This is a genomic window from Arthrobacter sp. THG-b23 (genome assembly GCF_059091265.1).
The window spans coordinates 1-12,250 of record NZ_JBNHGM010000004.1 but is presented as its reverse complement, the minus strand read 5'-3'; the positions used below and the strand labels follow the sequence as shown (position 1 = coordinate 12,250).

Annotated in this window: 7 protein-coding genes, 1 tRNA gene and 1 pseudogene; 7 read left to right on the top strand and 2 right to left on the bottom strand. The window is 68.9% G+C overall.

Going from position 1 to position 12,250, the window contains the following annotated elements; all coding sequences use genetic code 11:
- Positions 1-25: 25 nt before the first annotated feature.
- Together nudC and AC5RVD_RS09005 are read left to right on the top strand one after the other, a co-directional pair.
- A complete protein-coding gene (gene nudC, locus AC5RVD_RS09010) occupies positions 26-973 on the top strand; it encodes an NAD(+) diphosphatase (RefSeq protein WP_494126748.1) in 948 nt (315 codons plus the stop codon).
- Positions 970-3,099: an ATP-dependent DNA helicase UvrD2 gene (locus tag AC5RVD_RS09005; protein WP_494126747.1), complete on the top strand. Its 2,130-nt coding sequence runs from the start codon at positions 970-972 to the stop codon at positions 3,097-3,099. The genes nudC and AC5RVD_RS09005 overlap by 4 nt, the downstream gene beginning before the upstream one ends.
- A gap of 28 nt (positions 3,100-3,127) precedes the next feature.
- Here AC5RVD_RS09005 and AC5RVD_RS09000 read toward each other — a convergent pair whose 3' ends face one another.
- On the bottom strand, positions 3,128-4,204 hold the full coding sequence (locus AC5RVD_RS09000; protein ID WP_494126746.1) for a TOMM precursor leader peptide-binding protein: 1,077 nt from the start codon (positions 4,202-4,204) through the stop codon (positions 3,128-3,130).
- Positions 4,205-4,356: 152 nt separating this feature from the next.
- Here AC5RVD_RS09000 and AC5RVD_RS08995 point away from each other — a divergent pair, with 152 nt between their 5' ends.
- The gene (locus tag AC5RVD_RS08995) at positions 4,357-5,031 is read left to right on the top strand and encodes a M48 family metallopeptidase (RefSeq protein ID WP_494126745.1); all 675 of its coding nucleotides are present in this window, start codon (positions 4,357-4,359) and stop codon (positions 5,029-5,031) included.
- Here AC5RVD_RS08995 and AC5RVD_RS08990 read toward each other — a convergent pair.
- A complete protein-coding gene (locus tag AC5RVD_RS08990; protein WP_494126744.1) occupies positions 5,028-6,485 on the bottom strand; it encodes a zinc-dependent metalloprotease in 1,458 nt (485 codons plus the stop codon). The genes AC5RVD_RS08995 and AC5RVD_RS08990 overlap by 4 nt on opposite strands.
- Positions 6,486-6,759: 274 nt before the next feature.
- Here AC5RVD_RS08990 and AC5RVD_RS08985 point away from each other — a divergent pair, with 274 nt between their 5' ends.
- From AC5RVD_RS08985 to AC5RVD_RS08970, 4 genes and pseudogenes are all read left to right on the top strand, one after another.
- Positions 6,760-7,893 carry a YlbL family protein gene (locus AC5RVD_RS08985; RefSeq protein ID WP_494126743.1) on the top strand — a complete coding sequence of 378 codons (1,134 nt, stop codon included), beginning with the start codon at positions 6,760-6,762 and terminating at the stop codon, positions 7,891-7,893.
- Positions 7,894-8,165: 272 nt separating this feature from the next.
- Positions 8,166-11,090 carry a UPF0182 family membrane protein gene (locus AC5RVD_RS08980; RefSeq protein ID WP_494113541.1) on the top strand — a complete coding sequence of 975 codons (2,925 nt, stop codon included), beginning with the start codon at positions 8,166-8,168 and terminating at the stop codon, positions 11,088-11,090.
- 45 nt (positions 11,091-11,135) lie between these two features.
- A tRNA-Met gene (locus tag AC5RVD_RS08975) sits at positions 11,136-11,212 on the top strand.
- Between the two features lie 135 nt (positions 11,213-11,347).
- Positions 11,348-12,250, top strand: a pseudogene (locus tag AC5RVD_RS08970) (hypothetical protein); the annotation flags it as partial.

The following is a 12,250-nucleotide window of genomic DNA, read 5'->3' as shown; positions in this document are numbered from 1 at the left end:
CGCTGTGGTGAGTACGGTAGAGAGCATGAGTCTTAGCACCGCCGCTGCAGGGTTCCCGCCGCTGGGCCAGCTGATGTTGGCGCGCACCACCATGGACCGCGGCTGTGAGCGACGCAGCCATCCCGGCCTGGTGGAGGGCATCTGGGGCAGGAACACCACGCACGTGATGCTCATTTCCGACGGCAAGACGCTGGTACGCGGCGGAAGGATCGTGTTGCTTCCGAGCAGTGAACGGGCCGCAACAACGTTGTCCATCTACCTCGGACGGGCCGTGGAAGGTGCGGATGTGCCCGTCGGGACGGACATTGTGCTGTCGGTGTTGGCGGACGGTGCAGACGCGGCAGAGTACGACGGCGAATGGCTGGGCCTGCGCGATGTGGCGGGGGAGCTCTCTGCCCAGGACGCGGGGCTGTTTGTGGAGGCCGCGGCGATTTCCAATTGGCACCTGACCCACACCCATTGCCCGCGTTGCGGCCACCGCACGGAGATCGAGCAGGGCGGATGGGTGCGCAGCTGTCCCGCCGACGGAAGCCAGCATTTCCCACGCACGGATCCCGCGGTCATCGTTTCGGTCATCGACGAGGACGACCGCCTGCTGCTCGGCCGCAACAGCGCATGGCCGGCCAGCCGGTATTCGACCCTGGCCGGCTTCGTCGAGCCGGGAGAGTCGCTCGAGGCCGCGGTGGTGCGGGAGATCGAGGAGGAGTCCGGCGTCGTGGTTCACTCGCCCCGATACCTCGGTTCGCAGCCGTGGCCGTTCCCCGCATCGCTGATGATTGGCTTCACCGCCGTGGCGACCGACGCGGCGTCGGTGCCCGACGGCGTGGAGATCTTGGACACACGGTGGTTCAGCCGGGAGGAACTGGCCGCGGCGCTGAGGGCCGACGAGATCCAGGTGGCCAGCGGCATTTCGATTGCGCGGGCGCTGATCGAGCACTGGTACGGCGGCGAGCTGCCGCGGGCCGGACGATGAGCGCAGCCGCCGGGCCCCTCCCGGACAGCAGCCTCGAAGACCAGATCCTGGCCGGGCTGGACGACGAACAGCGGCAGGTGGCCACCAACCTGGCCGGACCGCTGTGTGTCCTCGCCGGAGCGGGCACCGGCAAGACCCGCGCGATCACCCATCGGATCGCCTACGGCGTCCACACCGGGGTGTACACGCCGCAGCGGGTGCTGGCCGTGACGTTCACCGCCCGCGCAGCCGCCGAAATGCGGACGCGGCTGCGCGACCTTGGTGTTGGCGGGGTGCAGGCGCGCACGTTCCACGCCGCGGCGCTGCGCCAGCTGCAGTTCTTCTGGCCGCAGGCGGTCGGCGGTCCGTTGCCCGGCCTGCTGGACCACAAGGCCAGCGTGATCGCCGAATCTGCCCGGCGCCTGCGGCTGACCACCGACCGTGCCGCCATCCGTGACCTTGCGGCCGAGATCGAGTGGGCCAAGGTTTCCATGCTCACGCCCGACAGCTACGTCCGCCGGGCGGCCGGCCGTGCCGCACCGGCAGGCTACGACCTGACGACGGTGGCGCGGCTGTACCAGGCGTACGAGGACGTGAAGACGGACCGGAACATCATCGACTTCGAGGACGTCCTGCTCATCACCGTGGGGATCCTCGAGGAGGACTCCAAGGTGGCGGCCGCCGTACGGGACCAGTACCGGCACTTCGTGGTGGATGAATACCAGGACGTCTCGCCGCTCCAGCAGCGGCTCCTGGACCTCTGGCTGGGGGACCGCGAAGAACTTTGCGTTGTCGGGGACGCCAGCCAGACCATCTACTCCTTCACGGGAGCGACCTCCCGCCACCTGCTCGAGTTCACCAAACGCTTCCCCGGAGCCGACGTCGTGAAACTCGTCCGGGACTACCGCTCCTCGCCGCAGGTCGTGCAGCTGGCCAACTCGCTGCTGGCCGCCCGCACCCGGCAGCCGTCGCGGGGCACGGACAGCTGGCCGACGCCGCTGGAGCTCATCGCCCAGCGTCCGGCAGGGCCCGAGCCCTCGTTCACCGAATGTGCCGACGACGAGGCGGAGGCATCGCAGGTGGCCACCCGCATCCGCGGACTGCTGGACGACGGCGTGGCCGCTGCCCAGATAGCGGTGCTGTTCCGCACCAACGGCCAGTCCCAGGCCTACGAACAGGCGCTGGCCAGCGCCGGTATCGGCTATCAGCTGCGCGGCGGAGAGCGGTTCTTCCAGCGCCGGGAGGTCCGCGACGCGATCCTTCAGCTGCGGGCCTCGTCCCGTGCCGCGGGAACTGAGCCCGTGCCCCAGCTGGTCCGGGACGTCCTGGCGAACCTGGGCTACACCCGGGAGGCTCCGCAGGCCGGCGGAGCAGTCCGGGAACGCTGGGAATCGCTGGCCGCGCTGGTGGGACTGGCCGATGAGATGGACACCGCCCGCGGTTCCGCAGCGGGCGGTGTGTTCACCATGCTCGACTTCGTGGCGGAGCTCGACGAACGGGCGGCCTCGCAGCATGCCCCCACGGTGCAAGGTGTCACACTCGCCTCGCTGCACTCGGCGAAGGGCCTGGAATGGGACGCAGTCTTCCTGGTCGGTTTGAGCGAGGGGCTGATGCCGATCTCCTTCGCCGACACTGACGAGGCCGTGGATGAGGAACGCCGGCTGCTCTATGTGGGCATCACCCGTGCCCGCCAGCACCTGGCCCTGTCCTGGTCGCTGGCCCGGACGCCGGGCGGCCGCGCCAACCGCAAGCCGTCGCGGTTCCTGGACGGGCTGCGGCCGGCCTCTTCCTCCTCCGTCCGCAGCGCGCCGGGCCAGCGCCCGGCGCGGCGCAAGCAGGCCGCGCCGGCGGTTTGCCGCGTCTGCGGCAGCCTGCTCGGCAGCGGGGCGGAACGCAAGGTCGGCCGGTGCAACAGTTGTCCTCCCACCTACGAGGAGTCGACGTTTGAGGCGCTGCGCGAATGGCGCAAGGACACGGCCAGCGAAGCCTCAATGCCCGCCTTCGTGATCTTCACCGACGCCACCTTGGTGGCCATCGCCGAAGCCCGGCCGCAGTCATTGCAGGAGCTGTCCAGGCTGGCCGGAGTGGGGCCGTCCAAGCTGGAGCGCTACGGCGAGGATGTGCTGCGCGTCCTGGCTGCGAACTGAACCTGCTGGCGCCGGGGCAAGTGTGCGCTCAGGACGCCGGGGCCAGCACGCAGCCGCAGGCCGGGTGCGGCGGATAGGCGTGGCGCGACACGGTGCCATCGCCGCTGTCGAGTTTGAGCACGGCGGAAAAACTGCCGGGCTGGTTCCGTCCGTCCAGGAACAGCAGGGCCTGCATCGCCGCCAGTCCGGCCGCGGCTACCGACTGCGACACTTCGTCGACAGGGCCCCGGTCAGCTGCCGGCGCGAACGGACGGCTGGTCAACCGGGCAACGACGTCGGGCCACGCCGGATCGGCGTCGGCGCGGTGCAGTTCCACGCAGCCAAGGCAGCTTGTCTGGCCGGGAACCACCAACGGCCCGATCAGGGTGTCCTGCTCGCGCACCAGGACGCTCAGGTGGGGGTGGCCCCGGCTCATGAGCGCCGCGGCGACCCGGGGGTCGGGCACGTCGCCCTCCACGTAGACGGCAAGGCTGAGCGCCCGCGGAAAGATGCCGGCAGCGCCCTGCTCCCCGGTCGCGCCGGGCAAGAGGTGGCAGGAGACCGTGGGATCGATCTGGTGCACCGCCCGCCGCACGGCCTGCCCGCGCCCCAGGCCGATGTCGGCGACCCGGAAGGCCCCGGAACCGACATCTGAGGGGCCGGCCACCGCCGGGTCCTCCAGCAGAAGCGTGCCGACGCCGGCCGCCGCCAAGGCGGTGGCCAACGCTGCGCCGGTGCGTCCCAGCCCGATCAGTTGAACAATGCAGCGGCCGCGGGCGGCGAGCGGTCCTTCACCATCGGCCGAGTAGACCGCCGACCAACGGCGCGCATCCGGCGCGAGCCGGTCCGCGCGCAACCCGGACAAGCGTTCCCCGCCGGAGTGCGGCAACAGGACCGGTGCCAGCGCCGCCAGCAGCGTCGCGGCCCGCTCCTTATCCAGGCCGCAGCTTGCCCGCACCTCGTTCAGATCGGCCGATTCGATGCCCTGGCACAGCCGGCGCAGGAAGCGCAGGTCTGCTTCCCCGGTTCCGTCGATCACCAGTCCGCCGGCGCCCAGGCCGAACTGGACGCTGCCCGCGGCGCCTTCGAGCATGCGCAGGCCGGGATTGATCCTCAACTGTGCCACCGCAACCCTCCTCGCCGCCGGCCCGTGGTCCGGGCGCGTCCCGGTTCTCCATGCTGGCACGGCGGTGGCAGGCGCCGAACGGTTATCCACAGAAAACGGGCAGCGGGCCTTCGCGGATGCGGACGGTCGGATCCACCCGGTAACCTCATCGCATGTCCCGAGCAGAACTGACCCAGGAATCCCGCGGCACCGCAACGCCTTCGCGGCCGGTGCCACTCGTGGCCGGCACGGGGGAGCGGGTGGCCCTGACCACATCCAACGGCGCCCCCGTGGTGGTCAAACGGTCCGCGCGCCGGCGCCGGACCGTCTCGGCCGCGTGGCGGGACGGAGCCGCCGTGATTTCGATTCCCGGCCATTTTTCGCAGGCGCAGGAACGGGAGTGGGTGCAGCGGATGCTCGCCAAGCTCGAAACGCGCAGCTCCCGTCCGGCGGGACGGACCGCTGCGAGCGACACTGACCTGGCCCGGCATGCAGCGGAGCTGTCGCAGCGGTATCTGGCCGGCAACGCCATCCCGACCAGCATCCGGTGGGTTTCCAACCAGAACGACCGCTGGGGGTCGGCGACGCCGGCGCGGGGCACCATCCGCATCTCGGACAAGATCAAGGACATGCCCGCCTGGGTCATCGACTATGTGATCCTGCACGAGCTCGCACACCTGCTGGAGGCAGGCCACGGCCCGCGCTTCTGGCAACTGCTGCAGGCCTATCCGCAGCTGGAACGGGCCAAGGCCTTCCTCTCCGGCGCCGCGTTTGCCATGGGCCGCGGCCTACAGGACGAGGACGATGTGGACGGCGCCGGCGCCGGCGCCGCCGACAGCGACAGCTAGCTCCGGTCTCCGTCTCCGGTACCTTCCGGACCGCCGTCAGCGGTACCGGAGTCCTCACCCTCGGCGGGACCTTCCGGGCCGCCGTCGGAGGTACCGTCCGGCTTCCGGGTGTCGCCCTCGCCGGGCTGCCCTTCGAATCCGCCGCTCAGGAGCTTCTGCAGGGCCTCGTCGACTTCTGCCTCGGAGGCGTCAAGCAGTTTCCGGCGGGCGCTGAAGCCGGCAGGATCGTCCAGATCCTCCGCGGTCGGCAGCAGGTCGGGGTGGTTCCAGATCGCATCGCGCCCCTCGACCCCGCGTTCCTCCGTAAGGGCGGACCACAGGGCGGCCGCATCCCGCAAACGGCGGGGCCGCAGCTCAAGGCCGACCAAGGCCGCGAAGGCGTGTTCCGACGGGCCGCCGGTGGCGCGCCGCCGACGGACCGTTTCGCGCAGCGCCGGGGCGGAGGGCAGGTTGGCCGCCGCGCTGGCGGTGAGCTCGTCCACCCAGCCCTCGACCAGCGCGAGCGCCGTTTCCAGCTTGGCCAGGGCGGCCTCCTGTTCCGGCGTGCGCTTCGGCATGAACACCCCCTGCGAGAGTGCCTGCTGCATGGATTCGGGGTTGGTGGGATCCAGATCGCGGGCCACTTCCTCGATCCGCCCCATGTCGATGTGGATGCCGCGGGCATAGCTTTCGATCGCGCCCAGCAGATAGCCGGACAGCCACGGGACATGGGTGAACAGGCGGGTGTGCGCAGCTTCCCGGATCGCCAGGAAGAGCAGCACGTCCTGCCCGGGGATGTCCAGGCCCTCGCCGAAGGACTTAACGTTGGCCGGCAGCAGGGCCATCTTGCCCTCCACCAGCGGGACACCGATATCGCTGGAATTGACCACGTCCTTGGCCAAGGCCCCGACGGCCTGGCCCAGCTGCATGCCGAACATCGCGCCGCCGAGGTTCTGCAGCATGGAATGCGCCCCGCCCAGCATCTGCTTCATCTCCTCCGGCACCTGCTCGGTCAGCGCACTGGTCAGCGCGAAGGCGATGCTGTTGGCGACCGGCTCCGTCAACCGCTTCCAGGTCGGCAGCGTTGCCTCAACCCACTCGGCACGGGACCAGGCCCTGCCGATCAGGCCGGTGCCGGGCATGCTCGTCACCGGATCAAGCCACATCTCGGCCAACCGGAGCGCTTCGTCGACGGCGCGGCCCTGTGCCGAAGAGACCGACGGATCGCTGTCCGATGCCGCCACCTTGCGGGCGCTTTCATGGGCCAGTTTCCAGTTGACCGGACCTTCGGCGGGGGCACTCATCATCGCCTGGACCTGCTGGAACATCTGCGCCAGGGCATTCGGGTCGGAGGGCAGTCCTGCCGCCTTGGCAATTTCCGCGGGATCCATTGCCCCGGCCTGGCCACCGAAGAGCTTGGCGAACATCTCCGCCAGCGGATCCTGCGGGTCGTCGTCGGGCTGCTTGGGGGTCATCACTACCACCGGTCCTTGAGGGTTGGAGCGGGCACGGGTCGAGCGGCTGCCGGGGAGGCGGCGGGGGCTGTGCCCGGGATGTTGCGTGAGTCCCACGTTACCGGCAGCCGGGATTCCTTGTCGCGCCGGAGAAGGGCAGTTCGCTCAAGGCCGAGCAGGCGCAGCACCACCCATGCCGGGCCGACGGCGTACGCTAGAGCAGGCGCCGCGAGCGCCGTCGGGCGGCAGCGCGTGAGGTGTGCGACCCGGACAGCAGCGAGAGGGAAACCAGCAGGTGACACAGTCCACCAACAACGGCACCGAGCACGGCACGGACGGCTGGGCCGGCAACGCTCCCGGTCCGCAGCCGGCCGCGCCGCGGGCCCGAAACCGCAGGCAGCCGGTCATGGCGACCGCCGCCGTCGTTGCCGTCGTGGCCGGCGCGGCAGGGCTGGCGCTGCCGGCAGGCTACGTCATCGAAACACCCGGTCCTGCCATCAACACCATCGGTGAGGTCTCCGGCACCCCGCTGATCGAGGTGCCGGACCGCCCGACCTACAAAACCTCCGGCGCCCTGGACCTGACGACGGTGTACGTGGAGGGCGGCCCCAACTCGAACGTCAACATGCTGCAGGTCCTGGCCGCCTGGCTCCACCCCCAGCGCAGCGTGGCGCCGGCGGACCTGGTCTATCCGCCGGACGTGACGCAGGACGACATCCAGCAGCAAAATGCGGCGTTGATGGCGTCGTCGCAGGAGTCGTCGGTCGCGGCTGCCCTGACCCAGTTGGACGTGGAGTACTCGCAGACCCTCTCGGTCGCCGACTTCACCCCGGACGCGGCGGCGGCAGGAGTGTTGGAGCTGCAGGACGCGATCCGGACCATCAACGGCCGGCCGGTCACCGGTATCGAGGTGCTCCGCGAGGAGCTCAACGCCAGTGCGGGCACCCCGGTGGAACTGGGCATCGCGCGCGACGGCCGCGAGGAAACCGTGGATGTGGCACCGCAAGCCAACGACCAAGGCGACTACCAGCTGGGCGTCCTGCTGGGCACCGAATTCGACTTCCCGTTCGAGGTGAAGATCCAACTGGACAACGTGGGCGGCCCCAGCGCCGGCATGATGTTCGCGCTGGGCATCATCGACACCCTGACGGAAGGGGAAATGACCGGCGGGAAGCACTTTGCCGGGACCGGTACCATCGACGCCGAGGGCACCGTCGGGCCGATCGGCGGGATCCGGCAGAAAATGATCGGTGCCCGGGAAGCCGGGGCCACCGTGTTCCTGGCGCCGGAAGCAAATTGCGCGCAGGTGGCCGGCCACGTCCCGGAAGGGCTGCAGGTCGTCTCGGTGGCGACGCTGGACGACGCCGTCGAGGCCGTCACCTCGATCGGGGAGGGCGGAGACGCATCCGCCCTCCCCGGCTGCAGCTGATTCGTTTAAGCAGCGGCGCGGTCACATTCCGGCAACAGTGCCGACCCGTCCCGGTGCCGCGGTTCGCCGGGGCCGGTGTTGACAAGGCAGAATGGGAACGGAACCCTCCGAGGCGTCCGTTCGTGGCATCTAGGGGGAGTGTCCCCAGCAGCGGCGGTTTCGCCGTGATGCCACGCATGCAGACAACGAGGTAACGAGTGACGTTCGGACAAGACCGGTCTTACGGCGACCGGCCAACACCGCTTAACAGTCCTGGCAAGAAACGTTCCGCATTGGTGCCCACCCTGATCGTGGTGGCCGTCCTGGTAGTGGGCTTCGTCTTCTTCTCCCAAATCTACGCAGACATCCTCTGGTACAACCAGCTGGGCTACCTGGAAGTCATGCTCAAGGAAACCGGCACCAAGATTGCCATCTTCCTGATTGCCTTCCTGATCATGGGCCTTGCGGTCTACTTCAGCCTGCGGATGGCCTACCGTTCGCGCCCGGTGTACGCGCCGGACAGCTCGTTGCAGGACAACCTGAACCGTTACCAGCAGCAGCTGGAGCCGGTGCGGCGTTTGCTGATGATCGGCATCCCGGTAGTCCTGGCCGGTTTCGCCGGCACCGCCGCCGCCTCGGCGTGGCAGACCGTCCTGCTGTTCTTCAACCAGCAGCCGTTCGGCCAGACCGATCCGCAGTTCGGCCTGGACTACAGCTTCTACATGAACACCCTGCCGTTCCTGGGCTTCATCAACGGCTTCCTGATCAGCGTGGTGCTGATTGCCGGCATCGCCGGGCTGCTGACCCACTACCTCTACGGCGGGATCCGGCTGGAGGACAAGGGGTTCTTCGCCTCCACCGCGGCGAAGATCCATGTGGCCGTCTTTGCCGCGCTGTTCCTCATCCTGCAGGGCGTCAACTACTGGCTGGACCGCTACGCCACCGTGCAGTCCGACGCCGGAAACTGGACCGGTGCGCTGTACACCGACGTCAACGCCGTGATTCCCACCAAGGCCATCCTGGCCGTCGCCGCCGTGCTGGTGGCCATCCTCTTCATCGTCTCGGCCTTCATCGGCCGCTGGCGGCTGCCGATCGTCGGTACCGCCATGCTGATCGTCACCGCCATCCTCGCCGGCGGGGTCTACCCGTGGATCGTCCAGCGCTTCCAGGTGATCCCGAATGAGCAGGACGTCGAGGCCCAATACATCGAACGCAACATCGCCCTGACGCGCCTGGCGTACGGACTGGACGACGTCCAGACCATGAACTACGAAGCCACGGTGGACGCGGAAGCCGGCGCGCTGCGCGAGGACGCCGAAACGACGGCCAATATCCGCCTGCTGGATCCAAACCTGGTGTCGGACGCGTTCGCGCAGCTGGAACAGTTCCGCCAGTACTACCAGTTCGACGAGACGCTCAACGTGGACCGCTACACGGTCGACGGCGAGGTGCAGGACACCGTCATTGCCGTCCGCGAACTGAACACCGCGGGCGTGCCGGCCGGCTGGGTCAACGAGCACCTGCTCTACACCCATGGCTACGGTGTGGTTGCGGCCGCCGGCTCCCGCGTGGAGCCGGACGGCAAGCCGTCCTTCATGCTCTCCGGGATCCCGTCGCAGGGCGTGTTGGGCGACGACTCGACCTACGAACCCAGGATCTACTTCGGCGAAGCATCTCCGGACTACTCGATCGTCGGTGCGCCCGAGGGCAGCACTCCGATCGAAATCGACCGGCCGCAGAGTGCCAATGCCGAAACCGATACCCGGAACACTTTCGACGGTGACGGCGGACCCAACATCGGCAACTGGTTCAACCGGTTGGTCTACGCCCTGAAATTCCAGTCGACCGACCTGATGCTGTCGGACGCGGTCAATTCGGAGTCGCAGATCCTCTACGACCGGGACCCGCGCCAGCGCATCGAAAAAGTCGCTCCGTACCTGACGGTGGACGGCAACGCCTACCCCGCCATTGTTGACGGCCGCGTGAAGTGGATCGTGGACGCCTACACCACCAGCGAGCACTTCCCGTACTCGACTCCCCAGCAGCTGGAGTCGGCCACCATCGACTCCGGGACCACCGGGGGCGCCACCGTGGCGCTGCCGGCTGAGGAAGTCAACTACATCCGCAATGCCGTCAAGGCGACCGTGGACGCTTACGACGGGTCCGTGAACCTGTACGCGTGGGACGACCAGGATCCGCTGCTCAAGGCCTGGACGAACGTGTTCCCGACGACGATCAAGCCGTACAGCGAAATGTCGGCCGACCTGATGGCACACGTGCGCTACCCGGAGGACCTGTTCAAGGTGCAGCGGGAACTGCTCACCAGGTACCACGTGACCAACGTCAACCGCTTCTACGAAAACTCCGATGCCTGGAGTGTTCCCACGGATCCGACGCTGGGCGAGGGATCGACCGTCAAGCAGCCGCCGTACTACCTGTCACTGCAGATGCCTAACCAGGACGCGGCGTCCTTCTCGCTGACCACGCCGTTCATCCCGTTTGCCGTTCCCGGCGAGCAGGCACGCAACGTGCTGTACGGGTTCCTGTCCGCCAACGCGGACGCCGGCACCGGCGAGGATGGCGTGAAGTCCGAGGACTACGGCACGCTGCGGTTGCTCGAACTGCCGCGCGACATCACGGTGCCCGGCCCGGGCCAGGCGCAGAACCTGTTCAACTCGGACACCGAAGTATCGCAGGCGCTGAACCTGCTGCGCCAGGGCGCTTCCGAGGTGAAGAACGGCAACCTGCTCAGCCTGCCGGTCGGCGGGGGCATGCTGTACGTCCAGCCGGTCTACGTCCAGTCCTCGGGCGCTTCCTCCTACCCGATCCTGCGCCGGGTGCTGGTGAGCTTCGGTGAGGAAGTCGGCTTCGCCCCGACGCTGTCGGAAGCATTGGATCAGGTGTTCCAAGGCGACTCGGGCGCCACCACCGGCGACGAAGAGAACGTCGGCGAGACACCGGCGACGCCGGACGCTCCGGAGACCAGTGCCGAGGAGGATCTGCAGGCGGCCCTGCAGGCGGCGCGCACCGCGATCCAGGAGGGACAGGCCGCGCTGGCGGAGGGCGACTTCGCAGCCTACGGCGAAGCCCAGGAGCGGCTCCAAGCGGCGCTGCAGGACGCCATCGACGCCGAGGCAGCGATCTCCGGCGCCACCCCCGAAGGCGGCGCCGACGGGGCAACGGAGCAGCCTTCTCCGGAGGCGACCGAGGGCAACTGACCGATTTGCTTCGCTACCCCGCGGCCGGTAATGTATTCACTGCGCCGCGGGGTGGAGCAGTTCGGTAGCTCGCTGGGCTCATAACCCAGAGGTCAGAGGTTCAAATCCTCTCCCCGCAACCAAGAGCCAAGGCCCCGTCCGATGTCACATCGGGCGGGGCTTTTGCGTGTCCGGGATCACAACCCGGACCGGTAGAATGGTTTCACCTGTCCCCGATTTTCCCTCGGAAAGATCGTTGTTGTCCCATGCTGGAATCAGTGAGCAGCTACGCCCTGGCCGCCGGAGTGGCAGCCCTGTTCAATCCATGCAGCCTGCTCCTGTTGCCGGTATGGCTCCTGATGGTCGCCGTCGGCAGCTGGCGCGCCCCGCCCGCTGCCGCCGTGCGCCGGTCCGCACTGTCCGCGCTTGTGTTGACCGGCGGCTACACGACGTCGTTCTCGTCTGCGCTGCTGGCGGCAGGAAATCCGGCAACCGCAGCCGGCGTCCTGGCCTACATTTCGGCCGGGACCGGCATGCTGTTGGTCCTGCTGGCGTCCTTCCTGGTGGCAGGCGGGCGTGTCCGGCTGTTGCAGGCAGCAGCGGCGGGAGTCGGATCACTGGTCCGGCTCGGCGGGATGGCTGTTGCCGGTGCGGTGGTCGGGCTGGCATCGCTCGCGCCACAGCTGCCGGAATTGCTGGCCGGGGCCGGGGAGCAGGGCGCAGCCGAAGCCCCTGCCGCCGGCATGGCCGCCTACGTTCTGGGCCTGTTTGCCAGTTTCGGGCTGCTGTGCGCCGCCGCGTCGTCGCTTGGGGCCGCCGCCGGCCGCCGGTGGCCCGAGGCCTGGACACTGCTGGAAAAAGCCCAGGGTTACCTGCTGCTGCTCGCCGGGCTGGGCACCGCCTACTACGCCTTTTTCGCTGTCCGGAATGCCGCAGGGCACGAGGTGGAGGACCGGCTGATCGACGCCGCGCACGGCGTCCATGGGTTGCTCACCGACGCGCTGCAGGCCGTCCCCGCCTGGCTGGTTCCGGCCGCCTACCTTGCACTGGCCGGCTGGCTCCTGCTGCGCAGGCGGCGTCCCGCTCCGCAGGAACCCGGGTCCGGGCGTGGCCAGGCCGCCACCCCTGCTCCTGCCGTGGCGCCGGCCGCGCAGCCGGCGCCGGCGGTCCCCCAGGCGCGG